The 22683-nt window shown below is 52.8% G+C and carries 29 protein-coding genes; all 29 read right to left on the bottom strand.

The window, feature by feature from the left end; all coding sequences use genetic code 11:
• Positions 1-114: 114 nt before the first annotated feature.
• Positions 115-1065, bottom strand: coding sequence for a DUF6387 family protein (locus tag ACVCAM_RS02030; protein ID WP_219323638.1), 951 nt, complete (start codon positions 1063-1065; stop codon positions 115-117).
• Positions 1066-1207: 142 nt separating this feature from the next.
• Positions 1208-2422, bottom strand: coding sequence for a tyrosine-type recombinase/integrase (locus tag ACVCAM_RS02025; protein ID WP_407223081.1), 1215 nt, complete (start codon positions 2420-2422; stop codon positions 1208-1210).
• Positions 2423-2772: 350 nt separating this feature from the next.
• On the bottom strand, positions 2773-3204 hold the full coding sequence (locus ACVCAM_RS02020; RefSeq protein WP_447093520.1) for a tail fiber assembly protein: 432 nt from the start codon (positions 3202-3204) through the stop codon (positions 2773-2775).
• 2 nt (positions 3205-3206) lie between these two features.
• Positions 3207-3989, bottom strand: a complete 783-nt coding sequence (locus tag ACVCAM_RS02015; RefSeq protein ID WP_447093519.1) for a gp53-like domain-containing protein — start codon at positions 3987-3989, stop codon at positions 3207-3209.
• Positions 3989-4669, bottom strand: a complete 681-nt coding sequence (locus ACVCAM_RS02010; RefSeq protein ID WP_447093518.1) for a DUF2612 domain-containing protein — start codon at positions 4667-4669, stop codon at positions 3989-3991. Before ACVCAM_RS02010 ends, ACVCAM_RS02015 begins: the two co-directional genes overlap by 1 nt.
• Positions 4666-5865, bottom strand: a complete 1200-nt coding sequence (locus ACVCAM_RS02005) for a baseplate J/gp47 family protein (RefSeq protein WP_447093517.1) — start codon at positions 5863-5865, stop codon at positions 4666-4668. Before ACVCAM_RS02005 ends, ACVCAM_RS02010 begins: the two co-directional genes overlap by 4 nt.
• Entirely contained in the window at positions 5866-6219 is a 354-nt protein-coding gene (locus ACVCAM_RS02000; protein WP_016239889.1) for a hypothetical protein, read from the bottom strand.
• Positions 6219-6959, bottom strand: a complete 741-nt coding sequence (locus ACVCAM_RS01995) for a phage baseplate assembly protein V (protein WP_447093516.1) — start codon at positions 6957-6959, stop codon at positions 6219-6221. Before ACVCAM_RS01995 ends, ACVCAM_RS02000 begins: the two co-directional genes overlap by 1 nt.
• Positions 6960-7016: 57 nt before the next feature.
• Positions 7017-7337 (bottom strand): hypothetical protein, encoded by a 321-nt coding sequence (locus tag ACVCAM_RS01990; RefSeq protein ID WP_045356309.1) that lies wholly within the window; start codon positions 7335-7337, stop codon positions 7017-7019.
• 5 nt (positions 7338-7342) lie between these two features.
• A complete protein-coding gene (locus ACVCAM_RS01985) occupies positions 7343-7681 on the bottom strand; it encodes a hypothetical protein (RefSeq protein WP_087855371.1) in 339 nt (112 codons plus the stop codon).
• A 10-nt stretch (positions 7682-7691) separates the two neighbouring features.
• Positions 7692-8762: a hypothetical protein gene (locus ACVCAM_RS01980; protein ID WP_439208252.1), complete on the bottom strand. Its 1071-nt coding sequence runs from the start codon at positions 8760-8762 to the stop codon at positions 7692-7694.
• Positions 8763-8764: 2 nt separating this feature from the next.
• Positions 8765-9070 (bottom strand): phage baseplate plug family protein, encoded by a 306-nt coding sequence (locus ACVCAM_RS01975; RefSeq protein ID WP_032177179.1) that lies wholly within the window; start codon positions 9068-9070, stop codon positions 8765-8767.
• A complete protein-coding gene (locus ACVCAM_RS01970) occupies positions 9067-9693 on the bottom strand; it encodes a phage baseplate protein (protein ID WP_447093515.1) in 627 nt (208 codons plus the stop codon). The genes ACVCAM_RS01975 and ACVCAM_RS01970 overlap by 4 nt, the downstream gene beginning before the upstream one ends.
• The gene (locus ACVCAM_RS01965) at positions 9693-11771 is read right to left on the bottom strand and encodes a lytic transglycosylase domain-containing protein (RefSeq protein WP_447093514.1); all 2079 of its coding nucleotides are present in this window, start codon (positions 11769-11771) and stop codon (positions 9693-9695) included. Before ACVCAM_RS01965 ends, ACVCAM_RS01970 begins: the two co-directional genes overlap by 1 nt.
• On the bottom strand, positions 11761-11844 hold the full coding sequence (locus ACVCAM_RS01960; RefSeq protein WP_371831623.1) for a DUF6889 family protein: 84 nt from the start codon (positions 11842-11844) through the stop codon (positions 11761-11763). Before ACVCAM_RS01960 ends, ACVCAM_RS01965 begins: the two co-directional genes overlap by 11 nt.
• A gap of 104 nt (positions 11845-11948) precedes the next feature.
• The gene (locus tag ACVCAM_RS01955) at positions 11949-12374 is read right to left on the bottom strand and encodes a phage tail assembly chaperone (protein ID WP_000393957.1); all 426 of its coding nucleotides are present in this window, start codon (positions 12372-12374) and stop codon (positions 11949-11951) included.
• Between the two features lie 3 nt (positions 12375-12377).
• Positions 12378-12818 (bottom strand): DUF3277 family protein, encoded by a 441-nt coding sequence (locus ACVCAM_RS01950; RefSeq protein WP_000257257.1) that lies wholly within the window; start codon positions 12816-12818, stop codon positions 12378-12380.
• Between the two features lie 10 nt (positions 12819-12828).
• Positions 12829-13989 carry a DUF3383 family protein gene (locus ACVCAM_RS01945; RefSeq protein WP_447093513.1) on the bottom strand — a complete coding sequence of 387 codons (1161 nt, stop codon included), beginning with the start codon at positions 13987-13989 and terminating at the stop codon, positions 12829-12831.
• A gap of 3 nt (positions 13990-13992) precedes the next feature.
• Entirely contained in the window at positions 13993-14541 is a 549-nt protein-coding gene (locus tag ACVCAM_RS01940; RefSeq protein WP_447093512.1) for a phage neck terminator protein, read from the bottom strand.
• The gene (locus ACVCAM_RS01935) at positions 14531-14920 is read right to left on the bottom strand and encodes a head-tail adaptor (RefSeq protein ID WP_447093511.1); all 390 of its coding nucleotides are present in this window, start codon (positions 14918-14920) and stop codon (positions 14531-14533) included. The genes ACVCAM_RS01940 and ACVCAM_RS01935 overlap by 11 nt, the downstream gene beginning before the upstream one ends.
• Positions 14907-15461 carry a hypothetical protein gene (locus ACVCAM_RS01930; protein WP_211924740.1) on the bottom strand — a complete coding sequence of 185 codons (555 nt, stop codon included), beginning with the start codon at positions 15459-15461 and terminating at the stop codon, positions 14907-14909. Before ACVCAM_RS01930 ends, ACVCAM_RS01935 begins: the two co-directional genes overlap by 14 nt.
• On the bottom strand, positions 15458-15865 hold the full coding sequence (locus ACVCAM_RS01925; protein WP_044702581.1) for a DUF4054 domain-containing protein: 408 nt from the start codon (positions 15863-15865) through the stop codon (positions 15458-15460). Before ACVCAM_RS01925 ends, ACVCAM_RS01930 begins: the two co-directional genes overlap by 4 nt.
• Positions 15831-16220 (bottom strand): STY1053 family phage-associated protein, encoded by a 390-nt coding sequence (locus tag ACVCAM_RS01920; RefSeq protein ID WP_202811970.1) that lies wholly within the window; start codon positions 16218-16220, stop codon positions 15831-15833. The genes ACVCAM_RS01925 and ACVCAM_RS01920 overlap by 35 nt, the downstream gene beginning before the upstream one ends.
• 41 nt (positions 16221-16261) lie before the next feature.
• Positions 16262-17203 (bottom strand): DUF2184 domain-containing protein, encoded by a 942-nt coding sequence (locus ACVCAM_RS01915; protein ID WP_021241729.1) that lies wholly within the window; start codon positions 17201-17203, stop codon positions 16262-16264.
• An 11-nt stretch (positions 17204-17214) separates the two neighbouring features.
• Positions 17215-17718 carry a structural cement protein Gp24 gene (locus ACVCAM_RS01910; protein ID WP_058657540.1) on the bottom strand — a complete coding sequence of 168 codons (504 nt, stop codon included), beginning with the start codon at positions 17716-17718 and terminating at the stop codon, positions 17215-17217.
• Positions 17719-17722: 4 nt separating this feature from the next.
• Positions 17723-18955: a DUF2213 domain-containing protein gene (locus tag ACVCAM_RS01905; RefSeq protein WP_447093510.1), complete on the bottom strand. Its 1233-nt coding sequence runs from the start codon at positions 18953-18955 to the stop codon at positions 17723-17725.
• Between the two features lie 14 nt (positions 18956-18969).
• A complete protein-coding gene (locus ACVCAM_RS01900; protein WP_223566694.1) occupies positions 18970-19578 on the bottom strand; it encodes a phage head morphogenesis protein in 609 nt (202 codons plus the stop codon).
• 13 nt (positions 19579-19591) lie between these two features.
• Entirely contained in the window at positions 19592-21061 is a 1470-nt protein-coding gene (locus ACVCAM_RS01895) for a DUF1073 domain-containing protein (RefSeq protein WP_447093509.1), read from the bottom strand.
• Positions 21061-22683 carry a TerL protein gene (locus ACVCAM_RS01890; protein WP_063217301.1) on the bottom strand — a complete coding sequence of 541 codons (1623 nt, stop codon included), beginning with the start codon at positions 22681-22683 and terminating at the stop codon, positions 21061-21063. The genes ACVCAM_RS01895 and ACVCAM_RS01890 overlap by 1 nt, the downstream gene beginning before the upstream one ends.

Genomic DNA, 22683 nt, shown 5'->3' with positions numbered 1-22683 from the left:
TGTGGTCTACAGGAGTGGATTTTGACTAAGATTCAACGCAGAAGCGGTACAAAACTGGAATATTTTTTTTGCCAGATTTTTATGCACTACCTGTTTCGATGAATTCTAAACCATCTAATCTTCAGAGAGTTTCAGTACATCTGAAAGTCGCATATTTTTTAGATAATCGTTTTTCTTAGCGTAAAATTTAACCTGCTGGAGTGCGTTATCATTTACAAATCGCTCTACAAATGGCCGAATAGTATCCTTGACCTGTGTACCACCAATGACATCAGAGTCAGGTTTCAAAGGGAATAAAATCCGAGCGATAAGTTCATTGCTTATTTTACGCTCATGTACTTTCTCCCACAGTAGTAAATCTATAAATGGTATTAATTTATATAGGAGGATTTTTTTCAGCGTAGAAATGCCAATTCGGAAGTTTCCTGACTCGGGTTCATCCATACCAACTTCCGAGCGCCACGATTTTAATAATCCTTTGAATTCACTCAAAAGTTCATCATCCGTATAAGATGCTAAATTTACCTTTATAACTACTTCACCTTCAAAATACTCACTTCCCTCTTCTAAGGCGCTGACGCTTGAGAAGATTTTCCCTTCTTTGATAGTTGGTTGTCTTTCCCCAACTTGGATGATATTAGCATTAGCAAAATGCCTGTAATAAGTTACTAAGTCTGCCATGGTGAAGGCTTGTATTGCTTCATCTTCGCTTAGTTCAGAACAATGGGGCTTTAGGTGGTGATCCTTGGATATTACAGACATTCCATTGACCAGAAATTCAACAGGTTCATTTAGCTCAATAGATTCATCATGGAAAACTTTTAGAATATCTTCAGGGATATCCTTTGAGACAACAGCTCCAGATTGAATGTTTTGGAGAAGAGATTTCTGTAACTGCTTCCATTGCTCACGTTCTTCATCGTCGTTAGGATCGTATTCACAAGCAAAAATGGTTCTAAACTCTATCTCCGACAGCACTTCTTCGACAGTAAGTGATTCGAAAACATCGTATTTCTCTACTGACATCCAACTTGTAATTTCTTTTACCTGAACTCGTGTTGCCATGTATAGCCTCGCGTCTTCTACTTAATTGGGCTAAGCCAGTCCACAGAGGTGTATAGATTTCGAAAATTTGCAAAGACATAGCCTATTCTTTGTTCATCTACAGAAGTCTACTACTGTCAATTAGCACTGTCTATACATACAGTTAAGCGCTTTTCCCAAACGTTCCATGCACTACATTTTCGCCGTTTTCCAACGCCTCCATATAGTCGGCATACCACTGGAGCATTTCGCGGCGGCCATCCAGATACTGGGCGTGGTTGTACGTTCCTCGAATAGAGTTTTTGTCGACGTGTGCCAGCTGCGTTTCTATCCACGCGGTGTTGTAGCCCTGTTCGTGCAGGATGGTACTCATGGTGTGCCGGAAACCGTGCCCGGTGACTTTTCCGTTATAGCCAATCCGCTTGAAGACTTGGTTTATGCTGGCTTCACTCATTGTTTTTCGCGGATCGTTACGGCCTGGGAACACAAGCGGGTAATTGCCTGTTAGCTCTTGGATCTGACCAATAAGCGTAAGAGCTTGCCTGGACAACGGCACCACATGAGGGCGACGCATTTTCATGCGTGAGGCGGGTATTTCCCATACCGCCTTACTGATATTGATTTCATCCCAAAATGCCCCACGGAGTTCGCCGGGACGCAATCCGGTGATAATCAGCAAACGAGCAGCCAAAACTACTAACTCGCTTCCTGAATATCCTGACAACGCATTGAAGAAATCAGGCAATTCTTTAGGTGTGAGGAAAGGAAAATGATTGGACTCGTGCCCTTGCATCGCGCTGGTGAGATCCGGGGCGGGGTTATACTCAGCTCGACCGGTGACTATTGCGTAACGGAAAACTTCCCCACAGCGCTGCCTAACTTTTCTTGCCTTTTCGGTAGCGCCGCGCCCCTCAATGCGCCGCAGCACATTCAACAGTTCAAGCGGTTTGATTTCGGCTATTGGTTTTTTGCCAATGTATGGGAACACATCTTTATTGAAGGCTTCGAGGATGTCTGAAGCATAACCAGCAGACCATTTTTTTAGTTTGCTGCAGTGCCATTCAAGGGCAATATCTTTGAAGGTGTTGTTTAACTGAATTTCACGGGCAATCTTCTCCTCCCGTTTCGCTTCCATAGGATCGATACCCCCAGCGATACCCCTTTTGGCTTCTTCACGTTTTGCCCGAGCATCGGCCAATGTGACATCAGGATACACGCCAAGCGCTAACAGTTTCTCTTTGCCGGCTACACGATACTTGAGCCGCCAGTATTTGCCGCCATTAGGTTTAATCAGGAGATACAAACCACCACCATCAGCCAGCTTGTAAGGCTTATCTTTAGGTTTGGCGGCATCCACCTGCCGGGCGTTTAGTTTCACTTGGGGGTACCTCCTCTAGACCGAACAGCAAATACCCCCATAAGTACCCCCAAACGACCGTAGATTTCAGGGAACTTTAGTAGACGTAGAGATACTAAAAGGGGCTGCAAAGCGCAGAGTATAAGGGGTTTTAGTGAACTTTAGTAGACTTGGGGAGACGTTAGAATGGTGCCGATAATAGGAGTCGAACCTACGACCTTCGCATTACGAATTAGTAGAATCACATTTAACTAACTGTTTTACATGCACATTGCCGCATTCACATTGCAAAACTCAACGGCACATGATGTAAGAAAGTGGATGGCGATTTACCATGTATGACACAAATCTGGCACACCGCCATAATGAGATTAAGCCGCTGGTGGCGTAGGCCAGGTGATATCCGGCGCAGCCGTTGTATCCACCGCCTCCAGCGCATCCAGATAATCAAGCCATGCATTGTATTGCGCGAGTTCGTCCCCCTTCAGTCTTCCGATAGCTGCCTTTCCAGGCCACTGCTTGCTGTTCATGAAGCTGTTTGCTTCAGCGATGCGTGACACCTTTTCATTATCAGCAACTGCAATCTGCTGCTCACGAGTGAGTGGAGGCGTTGAAACCCAGGCAGGATAACCGTTTTCGTCGCTCCCTCTCATCTTTCCTGCTGGGGGTGTTCCGCCGTATGTTGCAAATACAGTCTCGTCAACCTCAACCCCATCCTCAGGCCAGTCGCCTGCATCCTCATAAGAGCTTTTCAGAGCCACAGGATAAAAAGCATTACTGGTGGCGCTATATACATATTTCATTATTAAATCCCCACTGCTATCCACGAAATATTTGTCATCGTTCTGTTAAATACAGAGCCGGCAGCCACGAGCCACGCTGAAAGATAAAAACCCGACTTATCAATTACCTGACAACCTGCAATATTTGCTGCACTGGCATCTGTACCAGCTCCTGTTACTCCGAAACATTGTGTCGGGAAAGGGATAGGAAAGTTAACAATAACTGAACCGCTGCTACTGGATGTCTGATATCCATATTGAATAATTTTACCAGATGGAAATTTCATCCAACCAGAGCCTGAGGCAAATGAGTTCATGTCTGGGATTTGGTTGGTGCCTGTGCCAACATCACGCTGCGCCGCTGTTTTCAAACTGAGGTATGAGAGAAGATTCGCCACGCTTGTCTGGCCGATGACGTCCCTACCGACTGGTGTGAGGTCCGTTTGTGCCGCGGTATCTTCCCCGGAGAAATACGGAAGCTTGTTTGCTCCAGTAGCGAGGCCAGCAAGTGCTGTTAGCGTGGCATCAAGCGCCTGGAAATCCTTACCAAACGCGGTGGACATCTTCGCGATAAATCCTGCTACATCTCCATCATCAAGTACATCCTGCCCGCTCTTATTGGCGGTGTACTGCGCCAACGCTGCTGCGATAAAAGCAGCCTGCCGAATAGCTTTGTTCACCTGCGCTGATTTTGCTGGCCCACTAATAAAGCCGGACAAAAGCGCCGGTAGTGCTTCCCAGTCTGCCTGTGACATCACGTTAGCATTCGCAGCTGTCGCGAATGGTTTAAAGTCATTTTTAGCCATTACAGTAATTTCCCCCATGCGCCATCATCAAATCCGGCGATATATTCGTTGTCCATGTCAAAGCCAAAGAATTTAGAACCCTCGGATGGTGTTTCTACCGAAGGCGTTTCCACGTCACCGGCCCATACGCCAGCGGCTTTAACAGTGAGATATCCCTGTTTGATAGCAGCGATCAATTCGAGAGATACATCAGAAATATCAGTCTCGGGGAAAACCCAGACCGAAATCGTCATGTCCTGGTTGTCGACGATCTGCATCTTCAGGCCAGAGCCAGCAGTTGCAGCGTCCAGAATGGGTGGCAGCGAGTCGTTCCGCCCGTCCCAGTTGTTGATAGCGATCTTCGCTTTCAGAATGATGCGGTAGGTGTCATCACTTAGCGACGTATAACCAGAATCCGGGTCATACGGTCCCTGCCATACGCCCTGGTCATATCCAAGCCCTTCAGTGTCCCAACTGAAATAAACGCCGGTGATCGGTTGGCTGACTATGCGGCTTCGCCCAATCCAGATCCCGAGCGTGTCGAGCTGCACGCCGACCGCCGTATCGATATCGAAGGCTGTTACAAGCCCTGACATAGTGCTGGACACATCAATCAGCGGGCGGGTGCTCAGATCTATATGGTCAAAAAAGAGTGGCTTGGTAGCGTGGTAGTTAGTGATCAGTTCGGTGTATTTGCTCATGAGGTCACCGTGATTGTGATATTCGCGGTGCTACAGGACGCCGAAGCATCATAGGCAATATCAATATTTGATGCCGATACGCTGCCAGACGACTTACCGATCAGCAGGTCGGTAATGTCGTAATATCGGGCATTACCGCCGCTCACAACGCCAAGGTTTGCCGGGGAATAAATACGGCTCAGCAGCACATCATCGCCAATTGTCAGGCCATTTATATAATCGGCAACGGCCTGTTTAATCTGCTCGCCGATTTGAGAGGTATACCCGGTAAAAACTTTCAGGGTAATGGTTACGAAAATTGGCACATCGGTAGAGCGTGAAAAACTGATGACGTGAGGATTACCGTAAGTATCCGGCACCGTGACAGAAGTTGTCCCGTAGGTTGCCGTTCCCTGCCCTTTATTCCCCCTGATGGTCTGGGCTATTTCGGTAACATCCCCACCATCGACGATGGCGGAAATTGAGTGCGGCGGCAGCCCGTTGCTGTCGGTTGCCCCCGTGTCGTTCTCATACAGCTTGTGACGTGTCACGCCAGCAACGTTAGCTATTGCACCGTCGATACCTTCAAACGGTGTGATCGATGGTAGCGCGACGCTTTGCCCCTGCCGAATGCGCAGCTCTGCGTCGGTTTCGGCTGGTGAACCGACAGTAGCCGCAGCAGGGTTGGTTACCGACACCCAGCCGCGAGTCGGTGTGTTAATTGTGGTAATAGTCCCGGCCATCGCAGCAACCGAACCGCTATTCGCACATGTGGCCGTCACCAGCACAGTACCGTCAACGCCGATCGCTACACTCGCGGGAAAATTCCAGATAATGCCGTTTTTATCCCGTGCGGAGCCATTCGTGATAGTCGTGCCCGCCGTACCGGTTAACAGAAGGTCAGCAGTAGAGTTTGTCGCTACTTTTCGCGTAATCCCGTTAATTTTCACATTGCTGCTAAGCGCTGCGGCCTGCGCTGTCGTCGGTGAAAACGAGTTGTAGATCTCGATAGCGGTATTGTTAGCGTCATGCACGGCAAGAGCCACCAGCGCGACCATTTGCCCGTCTTTGCTGTCTGGTTCGAGATAGGCATCACTACCGTAAATCTGCCTGAAATAGCTGGTCAGTGTATCGAGGATTGTCTGGTAATCAGGCGCACTAATCCCCTGGGCGGTTACCGCTGCCGATAGCCCCAGCGTGTCGAGGTTCAAAGCCATTTATGCCTCGCTTGTTACAGTCGTCTGGCCGTAGATTGTGTCAATGGAGGAAGTGAAAGTGACGCGGCGGCTGGTGCCGTCATAATTGGTATCGAAGGAAAGAATCGACAGAACGCCCGGCGTGTCCTGAATGCGTTCTCGTATAGCCAGGATGTAGACGTCTGATCGCTGCTTCCCAAGCACTGACTGAACATACGGCGTGCCTTCCGTCAGATCGAGAAACCACTGACCGCGCCACAGCTCGAAACGGGTTTTTACGGCCTGGGCGACACACTCCGGACTGTCGATAAGGAAGGTGTCGTCACCCTGCCCGAAAGTGTAATCTCCGTCAGCATCTTCTCGTCGGTATCGCATTATTGCGGCCCTCCAGTAGTTCCCCCGCCTGTCTGAACTCCGCCATGTTTATGCGTGGCGACACTTATACCTGAAGCTGTCACATCATTCGTTACCGTAACCGGCCCAAGCATCGTCGCAGTACCACCACTTTCTCCCATTCCCTGAGACAGGTTACCGTTAATCGTTACGTTGCCGTTCAGCGTGATAGTCGGGGATGTGATTGTCGTTCCACCTTCAGCCGTAGCCGTAAGCTGGCCCGGCGTTTTAATGGTGATGTTATGTCCTGCGGCAACCTCTACGAACGCCGCGCCATCATCGGTTCGCAGCTGCGCTGCGCTGGTACTGATACCGCTGATTTTCTGCGCTTGCGACTGCGGGCCAACGATGGCGAACGCATCAGATAAGTCATGCTGGCGCGGGTCGACGGTCTCCTGAACGCCGCCGCACTGCCACCAGAAATCGATGCAACGGTCGGCGAAGATCAGCAGGCACTCGTCGCCTTCTTTTACCGGAAAGGTCAGCGTGCAACCGCCGCCGCGCGGAAAGATAACCGGCACATCCACCAGCGGTTTTAATTCGGTGGAGCCATCGCCAACAATACCGCGAAGCGCCACCTCTACTGTGCAGGTAACAGTGTCAGGATCGAACGACTGAATGATGCCGGGCATCGCTACGCGCATCTGGGTAGACACCGAATCGGCAATGGCCTGCGCGGTCTGCTGCTCGCCGCCGATCTGTGATTGAGTTGGAATTGGCATAAAAACTCCATAAAAAAACCCGCTCGGTGGCGGGTTAAATTCATACTTGAAATGAAACTATAGGTTCTTACTAAGCACAAGCTTACAATCTTCAGCGCTTAGACCAGTCATTTGAGCTGATTCAGGATAGCTACAATACATTTTCACTCGACGAAACCCGAGCACTGCGAATTGATCACCTTTACTACTCATCAACTCTTTTTCGCTGCCACCCTCTCTGCGTGCAAATCCAGCAGCCTCCATGCCAGAAGCTTTAGAAATCGCGGTGTGTATAGCAAGGTTATTATCCAAATCTGGATGTTTTACAAAAAAATCACTTAACGTTCCAGCGCAAACGGAGGTGGATAGCAGAAAAAGAAGAGATACAAATCCTTTCATTAATTTTATCCTTTTATTTTTACACAGTCATAAGTTGCATACTGACGTGGTGCATCCATATTTGCTTGCAGCCACTGAGCATTCAGGATTGCTTTACCATTACGGCCAATAAACTCCATTCCTACCCATCGCCCTGGTTGATTGGTCGCTAAGCGCCATTCAATTTTGACGTTGTTATAATCACCGTCATTTTTAAGAAATGTCACTTTTTGCGATTCAGGTTTAGCTCCGTTTACGCGAGCGAAACCATCATCAGCCCAATGGATGTTGAAATCACCACACTGAGAATCAGCAATAGCCTGGAAAGAAAATAATGCTGCAATGGTAAAAATTACGAGTTTCACGTCCCGTACCTCAGTAGTTTGTTTTTTGCATAGCACCAGCATTAACTAAATCACGACTGCCACGCGCAAAACACATCAAATCCATGTACCACGCTTGACCTCTGGTGTCGCCAGTATAGTCGATAGCTTTGACGATATAAACGCCATCTGTCGCAATGCTGGCAGCCTGTTGTTTGCTGGGTAACGTGTCACTTTCGATGTTCCCATTATATACAGACGTCCCGATCCGCCCAAGCGACTGCGCAATATCGGAGTTGCCAACTGTCGCGCGGTATACCGAAGCCTGATCGAGCTGAATAAGGCCATTGATGCGAATGTTGGGGTTTATCAGGCACCGCACATTTACGCCGCCGCCCATAGTCTGTTGCGGCATACCGATCAGGCCAGTATCAGCATTCAACACAATGGCTTCGTGAATATATTTATCTTCAGGCACCATCTGGACCTGACCATCCACCAGTTGCCATGTTGCCTTACACTGCGCAGCAATATTATCCATCACGTTGCGGGTGGATGAGTAAATTGCTCGGCCACGAGGAAACACGGTATCAGGAAAGTCGCCGGTAATGCCCTGCGTCACGCCGAACGCGTTAAAATCCTGCATCGTCGCCCGGTGCAGATCCGCTACGGTATAACCTGCTGCAAGCGTGGTGATAGTGGTGGCGTACAGAAATGCTTCATGGTCACCGATAGCCTGAATCAGCACCCAGGAATCGGTAATGTTGTCCTTCCCGGTGACGGTAAAGCGAATATCACCGTCAAAAATCAGGCCGTAGTTCTGACCGTTCACCTGCCCTATCTGGTCTGGTGAAATCTCACGGGCCACACCAACCTGGCTCGCATCAACATCCGGCGCTATACCATCATACCCGGCAATGATGCGAATTTTGGCAAACTCCTGCCCCAGTATCTTGTTCGTGGTATCGGTCGAAAGGTTGTAAATTTTCACGTTCGCCACGCGCGGCCAGCGTGTATCTGCCCACTCGATCTGGAACGTGACCTTAAAGTCAGACAGGGAAACGCCCTGCCCGTTCTGATCCAACAGTTGCAGCTCAAAATGGCGCATCCAGTTAAGAGACATTTCTACTCCTGTACGAAAATGAGGTGGCTGTATGTGCCGAGGTTGGTTTTGGTGGGCTCGTCTGGTGCGCCTACATCGCAGCCGACGAGCAGCGCCCCGTTAATACCTAGTTGAGGATATTGCTCAAGAAGATTTACACCGGTTACCAGCGGCACACCAGAAAGAAGTGGTTCGCCACTACTATCTTGTACATCCAGAATCCAGCCAGCAGAATCACGCCAAATGACTCTCAGCGTATATGTTGTCTCTGCTAACTGAATGCGAAATAGCTGGTTATCCGGCGATAAAGGGATTTCAGTTACATTCATTGGATACCTATAGAGTTACCAAGACTGGTTCCTTTTAGCCCATCAAACCACCCTGCTGACTTAATTACCGATTCATTTACTGGGGTGGTGGATTTAGTCCCGGAATTCTGTACCGCAGATGTGCTTACACCATCCTGCATATCGGATTTATCAGCAACGGTGACATTTTTTGTCTGCGTTATTATGACCTCACGCAGGGTAAGCGTGCAGTTCAGCACGTTCTCGCTGGTTTTGTCCGTTGTCACCTCGATGGCGCGCACCAGCATATTGCTGTACACCCGCTTGCCAGTCACCACGTCGAACGGCACGCGCTCAAGCTGCATATCCAGCAGCTTTTGGTATGTCTCCTTTGGGCTAAGCCCAGCGCTAAGACCGATTGAAGATGTATCAATGAAGTCCAGCAACGAACCGCCACCAGCGAAGCCGCATTCCATTGTGACTTCGCTGGGACGCTTATACGCATGATCGGCAATGAAACCCGAGGCGCTATTCGTTGTTGGTTTCTCCACCGGGTGCTCAGTAATTTCGAGCGCATCAGAATGCTTTTCGGAAACGACCACGCTGGGGATCACCAGGCCAATTCGCCGGGATTGCTGGCGAAAAATAGCGGAAAGAATATCCATTAGCTCGGCACCGTTCGAAGTTGTTGAGTTAGTTGTGAATTAACGTTCTTCTGCCGCTCAACTGTGATATTGGCAGCCTCACGTGGATCAGATACACCGTGAATATTAATAACCGTTTCTTGCTGGATGCTTTGTGAAGCGCCACCGCCAGCGGCCATACGAACCAATTCACCTGGGTAAGGGTTTCTCCCGTTCTCATGATGGATAATTCCATTCATCAGAGAGGTCATAACCTGCGGATCTTTGAGATTAAGAATGGCATCAGGAGCCACCCCCATCATTTTCGATAAATTAGCAATATAAGCGCCGGTGTTATTTTCATTCCCCGGTGCCCACGTAGAAATTATATCGTTTAGGGTTTGCAGAGGCTTACCTGTCGTCTTGCCTTCAAAGTAGCGCATTAGCTGCCGGGAAAGCGCTTTCAGGCCATCGTAAGCAGTCTCGAATCGCGCAAACCTGCCACCTGGCTTCTCCAGAGTTGCCCCCGACTGCCCTCTGAAATCGATATTGCCGGGGTTATTATTGCGAATACCACGAGGTTCACCCTGCCCGCCTGGCGATGGCTCCGCCCCGGGAATATCAGGCTGAATGTTGTTTCCGTATACCACACCATTACTTTGCCCCTGACGAATCACTTTACCAGGGCCACCATGTAACCAGTCCATCCATGCAGGCCACTCCCGTACCTCGCTAACGTCTTTGTGCCCAAGATCGGTTTTGATGCCGATCGCAGCAAGAGCGTCGCCAACGTTCCTTTTTGCGTAATTCCACGACGATTGCGCACTGGCTTTTATGTTTTCACGATCTGAAACCACATAACCGGCATACAATCCCCATAATTTAAGCCAAGGGGGTATCGGAAGGCCGGATATTTTTGCGAACGCTCCTAGCACTTTTGTTACCCAAACCCCAGCAATGAAGGTAGCCAAAATTTCCAGCGAGTTCTGCCACCCACCGACAGAATCTTTCAGCCCCAGCAGTTTATCGCGCAGCCAGAGAATTGCCTTTTTCGCCTTTTCTATTGCTGGCTCCCACTTACTCCAGTCAATCAGGCTTTTACCGCCTTCTTTCCACGTCTGGTAATCGTCGTACAGCAATCCGATCGCCAAAATCAGCGTGGTGATAATTCCAATCGGGGATTTCAGGAACGCAGAATTAAGCAGACGCCATGCGACCAGTAGAGCACCGAATATTTTCAGCAGGTTTTTACTGCCATCATCAAGACGCTTCCACCAGTCAATGACAGATCCAGCGGCCTGAATCACCCGCCACGCCATTCGTGTGAATGCGTTCGCAAGCCAGATCACGCCTTTAATGACTTTGGTCAGCGTCTCCTCAATCTTCGGGAAGTTGTCGAGGATGCGCCTCCGCAGGCTGTCCAGCGAACCAGCCAGGCCACCAGCGAGGTTTGAGCCGATCTTGTCCCGCATAATGCCGAACAGCGACGTAAGCCCTCGCATGGACGTCATAAATTTGTTGGACTGAACGGCTGCCTTATCAGCGTTGAACCCCGTCTTTTGCAGCATCGACTGGTAATCGGCGGTAAAGCCATTCATGCCGCGCCGCATCGCCATCAGCGTGTTTTCATCGATGCCGAGCATCTGCGCGTATTGCTTCGCGCGGTAATACGGCATGTTGTTGAGCTTTTGCCCAACGCCAGTAAAGATGGCCGCAGTATCACGCATCTTTCCGCTGGCATCGCGGGTCTGGACACCCAGACGGTTCAGGAACCCTTCCGCCCCCGGATTGCTACGCATGAACCCCGCCAGCCCTTCAAGGGAGGACATGGCCGACTCAGCGCTGGCACCGGTTTGCGATGCGGCATAGCCCAGCGCTTTGATGCCCTGGACGCTGGCACCCGTCCGCTGGGATGCCCAGTAAATCTTATCCAGACCATTCGCAATCTGGGTGGTAAATCCGACAATGCTCAGCGCTGCGCCTTCCACCACCGCGCCGACCTTCAGAACGTTCGCGGTAACGCCTTTCAGCACGGCTTCGAACTTATTAGCGCCAGCCTGATCGATATCGAACCCCAGCGAAACAAGGAAGTCTTTAATCGTATCTGCGTTACCGCTCATTGGCCGCTCTCCATTTATCTACCCGGGCGTCGTTATCCTCGCGCATGTCGAGGTAGTCATTGAGAAGCGCGATGCGGCAGAGGTCTACCGCACCACTGTTAAGGTCTTTCTGGTCAATATTGAAGGCAAGCGCCGGGCGAAGAATAAAATCTTCACCGCCCGGCAGGCTGTTGAAGGTTATTCCGCTGGCGGGGTGGGCGTCTCGCTGGTAGGGAGTCCTTGCAAAAAATTTCCCAGTGAGTCGGCGACCACCCGCGCCACCAGTTGCAGCATGGTCAGCAGGTCGATATCGTCAAACGCCATTTCGCCATGCTGGCAGACCGGCACCCAGCCTTTCATATGCTCGCGTGAAACGACGGAAAGGCAGGGGAACAGGATAGCGTCCACATCGCCATCACTCAGATCGGATACAGCATTGGCAATTTTGGGCAGGATGGTAGCCATCGCGCCTTCGGTGTCTTTGCTGCTGATCTTCTCCTGAACGCTCCGGAAGTCAGAAACCATCCCGGCCAGCACAGGCAACAGCTTGCGGGAAACCTTCAGCTGCTCGAAAACGCTGAGCTTTGCGGTGCGATATTTCACGCCTTTAATTTCGAATTCCATGCGTTAAAACTCCCCGAGCAGCTGGTCAATCTTGCCGCAATCGAATACCCAGGCGACGGTTCCGCCCTCTTTGGCGTTATTGAAATCAGGCTGTTTCTGGAATGCACACGAACGAGCAGTAGAAATATCACCCGATGCCGTGTTGCGAATGACGATCACGTTATTTCCCCAGGTGGCAGAGGACTGGCTTTGCGCGTTATACGCCAGAGACAGCTTCTTGTTCACGGGTGAGGTTTTCAGCAACGTTACCGTAATGGTGCCTGACTTATCGGCGTGCAGGCTGTGCATCACTTCGCCATCAGCACCGATGGTCATGGTGTTCTTGTTGCCGCCCATAGTCTGGGTGATACCTTCCTCAGAGTTCGCAGAACCCTGACCAAGATCGATAACGCCGGTCGGCCCGGTGAGCGACGCGGTTACATCGAGAAAAGAATAAGTTGCCATTTATCGCTCCTTAGCGAACCACGTTGATCTGCACATCGGCATAATGAACTGCGCCAGCCAGCTTACAGGCCACCTGGATTAACGGTGCTTTGCGCGCTTCGCGGTCGGCCTGCGCCTGTTCGGAAAGAGGTTGCGCATACACGTAATAGCCTTTGGTCAGCGTATCGCCGGAATTCAGTTGCCCGATAGGTCCACCATTCCACACGCCAGCCGCTACCAGACCGTTCGTGACGGACTGATCCATGGACTGTTCAACGTTGGAAAGCAGACGGGTCACACCGGCATCAGTCTGCGGAATTTTGGTGGTGCTGGTGTAAAGCAGGTTATAGAGGCTGGTCTGAACGTAGTTCTGCAACCAGTCGAGCCCGTGGCGCTCGTCGAAGAAGTCGCCGTTCGCCATGACACCCTGTTGCAGGATCGCCGTGTCGTTGGCGTAGTACACGAACACGTTCGCATTCTTCGCATCCACAGCCGCCGCCTGTCCTAACGTCAGCGTTTCGTAGGTTACGCTCGGTTCCTGTTTGAATTTCAGGGTAATGGTGGTATTGCTGCCGTTGAAATTGACGGTAAACGCGCGACCGAAAGCTGAAACCGCCGCATAAGGGCTGCTGGTGGAATACTGAATAAAGGTCCGGGAATACTTACCAGCCTTTAATTTTGACGCAACATCGGTCGTCGAGGTCGTGCTGATAATCTCGGCGTCGGCAGATGTTACCCCGAAAATGCGGCTCAGGCTGGACGCTTCGATGAGTTTAGCAACCTCAATCACGTCATCAGAATCAAGCACATCGCCACCAGCGCCAACATCATCAGCGACAACCAGCCCATACCAGTTGGTATATTGCAGGCAGGCATTAACAGCTTGCACGATGGTTTCCACGCTTCCACCTTCGGAAGAGGTCAGCGTCTTCGCCCAGCGGCCAACATAAACCTGCGTCGGCTTCGGCGACTGGCTGAAGAAAACCTGCGCCGCTTCATATTCCGGGCTATCGACTCCGAAGTCCTCGCCAATGTCCTCAACTGACGCATAAAGGCGAATGCGCTCCTGCACCGGAATGACAGTGGAAGAACCGAGGATCAGCAGCGCGCCGAAGTTACGACCAGTAGCCGCTTTCGGCGAGATGATCACATCAACGTTTACAACGTTGGATACAGGTAAGCCCTGCGTCATAGTTTATTCTCCAAAAAAGGTGACTGGCGCTTCCACCAGCGATTTAATGCCGTACTCGCGCACAACCTTCCGGTGCAGGCGCACCGTCATGTCGTAGCGGCGAACCCATTGCTGGTTGATAAGTTCGGGGAAAGGGGTCAAACCGGTATAGTCGCCCAGAGACAAACCAAGCGCGTTCAGCTCAGCATTGTTTTGCGGGACAGATATGCCATCGCGAAAACGGGACGCATAAGACATACCAGCCGGGCCATAGAACGACGCCATGCACTCGAACGTTTCATGCCGCCAGAGCTGAGCGCCCTCGTCGGTCTGCCTGGTGAATGCAGGGCTGTTATCAATGGGCCATCCAGTAACGCCGAACGCGCACCAGTTCGTTTCAATGGGCAGCAGTGGCGGCTGATCTTTCTGCCAGCGCGGGCGAACCATCCCAGCCGGCAAGCCGGAAACGTTGCGCATCCACTGGCTTAACAACCTGTCGAGCGCTTCGTCATAATCCGGATCGCCGCTGGTGGGTGTCAGCCAGCCGCGCTCTGTGCTGGTGTTATTGCTCAACGGGAGTTCCCCCATCAAACGGCAGTAATTCACAATGCGCCTGGACAAAGCCAGCACCGTAAGCCGTGTACGGGTCAACGAATGTCACACGATAATCACGGTTCTGGTACGTCACGATATCGGCGTCACGGCCAGTCTGCCCCTGCGTCAGCCGCTCAGTTGTCACGATGAGAATCGCGCCACTGATAACTTGCCCGGACTGCATACGGCGGTTCTCCAGGGAGCGGTCAACGGTAACAACTCCGGCAAACTGCGTTTTAACTTCGCTGTCAATGCCGATCCCGTCATCGTCCACCGTTTGCACGCGACGCGTTACCCACAGGTTGAAGTCGCAAAAATCGGGGTCCAAAAGCACGTCTGTTACATCAAGAGTCGGCATCTTTATCCCTCACAACATGGGTAATAGCTCTGCGATATTGCCCGGTGTCGATTAGCGGTTTCACCAGATCGGTTCCAGGAGACTCACCAGCAGCGCGCCGCGCAAGTTCCGCTTTTGCCCCTTTGCGCCCTCGACGTGCGCGGGCCTCAACGGTGCTATCAGCAAGCGGTGTAAAGCCGGTAATGGTCATGTAACGCCTGACGCCATTAGCGGCCAGCGTTCCGGCACGGTTGAGCGCTCTTTCCGCACCCGCCGCATTGCCATCAAGCGCAGCCTGCGCCGCTGCTTTGAGCTGCGGCACTGTCTGTTCCTCTACCGATTTAACGCCGGGGATCAGGTGCGGGCGTGGGGGGATGTTTTGCGCTGGTGAGCCGTATTCGTTGACGTAACCGATCCCGGCATTACCAAACGGAACATCCTCACGCTCGCTGTCTTCTTCCGGGATGCCCACCAGCACTTCTTTTTTACTGATGGATTTGAGCGCATCCAGAATGGCCTGAGCGTTATCCACCCTCGTTGTTACACCGCTTTTGAAACTCATAGCTGGCGACCGCCCGCACCGAACATCGTGATCAGCTGATAAAATTCAGCGCCATATCGGGTGTTATTCCAGAAGCCTGCGTCAGGGTTTAGCGTCGCGCTGGTGTCATAGCTGACGCTTACCTTGTCAACGGACTTAGAGGACTGAACACCATTGGTTGAACCGCCCGGGCCGCCAACCAGCATCGCCCGGCTATCTGCCGCCCAAAGCGTCATGTAGTGCGCAACGAACAACTCGGCAAAATACGGAAACAACTTTTTGCCGGTGACGTTTTCGCTTAGCAGCACATCGGCCAGATTCAGACGAAACTGGATTTGCGCTTCGGGATATTTGGCAGGGTCAGCAAACTGCGGGAAGTCGCGGCGAAAATCACTTACTGTTGGCAGGCTTTGATTCTTTGGCATCTTTCGCCCCATTACCGCCAGTCTGGGCGGCAGCAATCTGCGCTTGCAGGCTGTCGTTCTGCTCTTGCAGCTTGAGCAGCGCTTCTTTCAGATCGGCAATCAGCTGATCTTTATCGACAATCTGCTTATCTTTGTCGGCAATCTGCGCTTGCAGGCTGTCGATAATTGGTTGCAGATCATCGGTGTCGTTAATCACGCTTTCGGAAAGCTCAGAGTGCGCCTGGGTGAACCAGTGAGACGCGACCTCTTCCGGTACGTTATGCCGCCCCCGGCCAAACTCCTGTTTTGACTGATCGCCGAGCGTCAGCGTAAACGGAGTGTGAACATGGATGGTAACCAGCTTTTCTTTCGCCATTTTCAGTTTCCTTCTGGCCCCTTTCGGGGCCGTTCTGGTTATCAGATACCGTCCACGTAGGACAGGGTTTCTTTGTACACTGGCTCAACCGCACCGAGCTTGCCGTAGTAGGTCGCAATCTGGTACAGACCGCGATACTGGATAGGAACGCTCTGCAACGGCACTAGCGGATAGCGCACGTATTTCTTGTCGTTGGTGTAGGCGACCATACGGTCTTTACCGCCAACCCCGCGCCCTTTCAGCCATTTGACCGCTTTGATTTCCAGCGGAACGCCGTTCTGGTGGAAAGCGATAGTATTAACGGCCAGATAGGTCAGCAGTGACTGGTTACCCGCTTCGGAGACCTTACGGCTCGCCAGCAGTGAATACTGCTCTGGCGGAATACGCAGATCAGAAGGCACGACGGAATAACCTGATGCTGCCCAGGCATTCGACAGAATGCTGTTCACGCTATCGAGGATCTCGTCGTTGGTGGAGTTCGCCCAGGTCTTCGGCGCATTGTTCAGCGTCACACCGACAAGATTTGCCAGCCCTTTCAGGCCGAGCGCATCATCGCCGATGTAAACCTGCTCGTCGTTGTCCATCTGCCATTTGAGCTGCATCCCGTCGTACTTCTGGGTATCAATCGGGCGGCCTACCTGCTGAGCTGCTGCCAGCTCTACAACGGTCCAGCCCAGTTCCATACCCCAGAGGTTCAGCGGATTGCCGTCTTTGCCGATATCAACGTTCACGCCAGCAATAGCGGTGGAGTCTTTGCCTACCCAGTTTTTACCGTTCGGATTTGCGCCAGTACCCGCAGCGCCAAAGCTGGTGTTAGTCCAGCTGGAAATGTCATCTGCGATAGAAACGTCTTCACGCAGCTGAATATCGCGGGTCCAGGTGTAACCCACCAGCGGCAGGTTCAGCGTCTGGTCGAGTCGCTCCAGCTCCCCGATGAGAAAGGCACCAGAGCTATCAACGGTTGCCTGATCAAAAGTAATCATTCGTCTGTTCCTTAAATCTTCCAGGAGATTTCTGCATTGCCGTTAGCGTCACCGGCCCCTGTGAATTCGGCGTTGGTCAGCGCCACGTTTTTGCCACTGACGGACGTGGACATGAAGCCGCCCAGCGGCACGTCAATGGTTGAATCGAGCGAAACGACCACGTAGACAGGATCGCCTTTTTTGATGGTGCTGGCATCGAAGCCAGATCCGAGGTTAACGGTCATGTAGCCACGTTTCATGGCGTCGCCCGGGAAATTCTTATCCGTCCCCACCTGGCGAACCATGTCTGGCTGCGATGTGGTCGGATACGGACGAACGTAGATCCCCTTCACCTTGTCGGCGGTGTCACCGTCCGCCAGCGGCACGAAAAAGCCGTCAGCGTCGTATTTGCCAGCCAGACCATAGGCAGCGAAGGCGTTAGCGGATTTAAGGATCACCGGTTCGACGGTTAAGTCCTGCGGGCGAGAGATAGCCCCGGCAATGCCAACAGGCATCCGGTACAGATATGCAGTCATTGGATTATCCTTTGCGATTAGACCAGAAGTCGGCGTTTTGTTTGTTCAGGGAAGCGATGCTGGTCATGCCCATATTTTGGCGTTGTGCATCGCCCGTGGTGGTGCGGGTGTTTCGCCCTTTGGCAATCTCAGACACGGCGTTAAACGCCATATCTACTGATTGCTTGGGCAATTTGCGGATATCCGCATCACCGACAACCTGGCGAACCAGTGTTTTGTCAGCGGCAGCCAGCACATCACGTTTGAACGCGGTCGGTTTCACCTTACGGCTCAGATCGATACCCGGCACGATAACTTCGGCACGATAAGCAGAGTCACCGGTAATCGTGGTTTCCTCTTCTTTGTCCTCGTCGTCGCCGGTCGGGTTTTTGTTATCGTTTTCGCCAGGCTTATTGTCGTTATCGCCCGTCGCATTTCCTTCCAGCTTAGCCAGTAGGGCTTTGAGCAAGGTTTTGATATCATCCTCGCCGTCGCCAGTTGGCTCTCCGCCCATTTCCGGCTTTTTGTCCGGTAATGGTTGCTGCGGTGAAAGGTTAATGTTGAGGTTAACGCCGCTCGGCAGATCCCCTTCATCACCCGTTACCGCCGCTGGCGCAGAGTCCAGCAGTTCGTTCATGGTGTCAGCGTCACCCGTTTTGATGGCCGTGCGCATGCGGGTCCACCAGCTTTTCTTTTGATTTGCCATTGTGTCTCTGTCTCCAATTGCACAACGATTTCCGGCTCTGCCTTTAGGGACAAGAGCCACATGGTTTCCGGTAATATCGACCTGCTCGGCTTTACCTGGCTCGGTCTGATCGTACTCCGCGTCATAGCCGCACGACACTTCGCGCAGGCCATCTTCGATAAGCTGAATGGCGCTTTCGTCTTTGACGATAAGGTCAGCCAGCATCAAATCAGACTGGTCACCAGTCCCGCGCCGCACGTTCTGAAGATGCCCAACAGCAAGCTCTTTCCAGTTCTCGGGATTTACCAGCCGCACATTCCCGTTTTCATCTTCAGGATGCAGGATCGTGATGCTCATCCCTTCGAATGAGGCGAGCGTGGCCGGATGGAATACCTGCTCAGGAGAGCGCGTTACGACTATCTCACCGAGCTTGTCGGGTTTGAGGTTTGGCAGATCGGCAGCGCCGTAGAGCTGCTTACCCGTTCGACCTATCGGCACGTCTTTACACAACAGCGAGCCGTCAGCCAGCTGATAGCGGGTTTCCCCCAGCCGGGTATTGAAAAAATATTTCATGGTTTACCTGCGATTCAGGCGAGATAAGAATGAGGGTTGGGGAAGACGATTTCTTTGTAACAGCGACAGTTCGGGAGCTCGCCAGCGTGACCGGTCATGCCGTCAAGCGTTGGAGGTCGGCCCCATTCGACAAACTTACCTTCCATCTCCCGATGAGAATGCCGGACGTCGCCATCTTCGGCTGTACGCCAGATATAACCATTAGAGCCGATTGACAGCGCACGCGCCTGATCGAGCGCGCCGGTTGCGCGTCCAAGCTCGGTACGGGCGATAAGGTTCGCTCGCGAGCGTGACACGTCACCGGACGCTGCTATCTCTTTCGCGAATGGCTCAGCGCGACCACCAGCCACAACGGCCTCGATGGCTTTATTCTGAATGTCATACACCCGATCTGCGGCCTCAAGAGGCAGCGATTTGATGTACTTAATTTGCTCGGCGACGATGGATTTCATCACCTGGCCTACCGGGGCGCGGTCAACCATGTTGCGCAGCTCTGCGCTGATGTTTCTGCTGTGCTGACGCCACTGCTTTTCATTCTGGCGCGCTATGTCTGCGGTGAAGTTCTCAGCAACCTTCGTCGCCCAGGGGGTGATGATTTCGCTGTAGCGCTCCAGCGCATCCATTATTTCGGTGACGCTATCGTTTGAACCATCGTAGCGCCCATTTACGATATCCCCGACCGCCCGCGCTATCTGCCGTAGGCTCGTTCGATATCGGATCTCCGCCTGGCGACTCTGGCGGTTTGTCGCCAAGTTCGCCGATGCCTGGCGGCGCTTCGTCTTCGGCATTCTCGATATCCTCGTCGGTAATGGAAGCCCCGATGCCGGTGACGTCAGAGTTTTCGCGCAGGTCGGTCATCGCCGCCTTACGCGTCATCAATCCGTCGCCCAGCGCGGTGCTGATCGCGTTGGTGGTGTTTACGGCCACCGTTGAGCGGTCAACGTCAGACATTTGCCATAGCGGGTTAAACTCAAACGTGAAATCGTCCGGCAGCGGCTTACCGAGTTCCGAGCGGTGCATAATGTCCAGTATCCGGCGCATCGGCAGCCGTAGGCGGCGCTCCTGCAATGAGCTCACCCGGTCGTAATAGTTGGCGAGGTCTGCATCACCAGTAGAGAAGCCTTTCGGGGATTGACCGAACAGGCGTACCAGCGGGATACCAACGGCACCGCTGATCTGCTCAGCGAACTGCGAAAGAATGTCATCCAGACCACTGAAGCTGTACTGGTGGGTTTCGAAAGTATCTTCGGAATCCATCAGCGTCATGCCTTCATTGCTCTGGAACTGGCGGATCAGATCGATGTTCTTCAGCAGCGCTTCGAACGCCGGGCCACCAAGAGCAATAAGCTCACGGAGTTTTTTCACTTTGTAGGTACGCAGATGCGCTTTGTAGACCAGCTGCGCCGCGCCGACAGTGGCGCTGTCGAACGCAGTAAGCCGATCCCAGATACGCTCTACAACCGACATTCCCCATTCGTTCTCGGTCATCTTCTGCTGGAATGGCAGCGTCACCCCGTCGAAGCGAATCAGGCGGCTGTGATGGATGCGCCAGGCCGGGATGCCCGTTGCTGTTGTCACCACGTCATAAAACTCAGGCTTACCGAGATCTGGCCCCATCTCTTTAATGCGGCGGGTCAGGACCGGGTTAATCATCCAGCGGTCGAGCGGGAGAATGCCCTTAAACTTGCCTTCTCCAATGGTTTCGAGCCGCAGCGGGGTCATTGGTGCCTGCCCCTCAATCATGATGAAGCCAACCGCACCGCCATAGAGACGCGACCATTTCAGCACGTCGTTCAGAGCATCCCAGATCTGCAACTCATCCAGTTGCGCTTCGAGGGTGCCACGGTCTTTGGCGTCTATCTCCGAAGTGATGCGAATGCCCTTGCGGGTCATATCGTCCGGGATAGCGTCGACCGCTTCGCCGATGATCCAGGACGAACGATAGGACCATTCCACCAGCATGCGGTTACGGCTGGTGAAGTTAGCCCGGTAGGTCGATGCTGAGTGCTGGTTAGGCGTCTGCATCCCCACGCGGGCGACAAAGTTCTCATAGCCATCAGCGGTGGACTGCGCCGTTCGCTGAGAGGCTTGCTTGTTTCGTGCCATCAGGCCTGTCTCCCTAGCAGCTCCCAGATATTCAGGGCTGAATTCATTGGCGCGTAGCTGATCATCACCGAGTCGGCGAGGTTCGGCGACTTGGTGCCGTCAGGCTGTTTATCAACAACAATTTTCCCCACGCCGTTAATGGAGTAGGTCGGCTGCGACAGCTCGATGATGAGTTTGTCTTTGCTCGCCATGGCGCTGCTGATTGAGATGATTTCGTCCGGGTTGTAGGCCATGCCCTCAACCACGGCGCGATAGGTATTCTGGAAAAGCTTGCGTAACCGCCACCAGCTCTGGGCCTTGGCGTTAGCGAAGAAGTCCTTGTTCAGGCGGGCGGCCTGTCCGTTGTCGCCGCGCACCGCTTCGTCGTCCGGATCAAACACCGCGCCGCTACCGCGAAACGGTGTGGCGAGTATTGACGGTCGGCGCGCAGCGTTACGCAGTTCGTTGATGGCGCGCGCATCGCCGCGAACGCCAGCGCCCAGACCGTCCTCGTCGAAGCGAAACTCTTCGAGGTTGTCCTGTTCGCAAAAGCCGAAGACCTTCTCAACGGACTGGTAAATGTCGCTGCCCACGCCGGACCATTCCCGCACGTTCTCCAGAAGGAAGCCGTGACGGGTCGAAAAGGCGTTTTTGTCCCGGCCTTCGTCGGCGACGTCCATCGCGCCCAGTCGCTTGCCTGTTGGCTGGATGCCCAGCTTGATATGCGCGTCGACGGCAGCCTGTACCCAGTCGGACGGGATCAGGACGCCTTCCGCTGATGCGCTATAGTTCAGGTCAAGTTCCTGCGCCACCACCACCGGATTGTCGATTTTCTCGCATTCCCTGCGATACCACTCTTCATCCTTGCGCGGGTCATTTCGCCAGTGGAATGTGAATACCGGTATCTTCCCGCCGTGACGCTTCTGCGCGAACGGGTTCGCCATGCCGTTAACCGAACTCAGGTCGATACGGCAGCGGGTGGTTTGCGACAGCGCCGCATCAATCAGCAGAGGACGCTGGAGGAATGCAGCCTCATCCACCAGGTAGAGCGTGGTACGGTCACCACGACCGATATTGTCGCCAGCCTCGCCTTTGATGACCGCGCCAGTATCGGGAAACTCAACGCGCATGTACGGCGCGTGCTTCTTCTCGTCCCACGAACCGCGAAACTCGACGGGCAGCGTTTCCACGAACTTGCGCGCCTTCCAGAACAGCGCCTTCGGGTCACCGGTGCTGTCGACGTATTCCTCTTTACGGGAGCCGAAGCCGATAACCATTTCTTTGTTGAACAGGCAGAGTGAGCAGGCCAGCCCGATCGCCGTCCAGCTGAGCCCCATTTCGCGGCTCTTTTCGGTGATGCCGTTCTCCAGCCGTTCGCGCCGCTCCATGATCCAGTGAATCCACTCTTCCTGTTTCGGGAACAGCAGAAAAGGGATGGTGACCGGCAGGCCATAATCGATGTTGCGCGGGTCAGTAGTCATACCCCAGTCGATGATGAACTGGGCCGGGTTGGTACGGTAAAACTGTTTTAGTGCTGGCAGCATTTCGGGGTTCTGGCGAATGCGCTGTAAGCGCTCCATCCGCCATTCAAAAACCATCTGGTAATCAGGGTTCCTGAAGTCGAATTCAAACGGTAGAGGCAT

The sequence above is a fragment of the Enterobacter sp. CFEC122 genome, from assembly GCF_052983755.1.
This window is presented reverse-complemented; position numbering and strand designations above follow the sequence as displayed.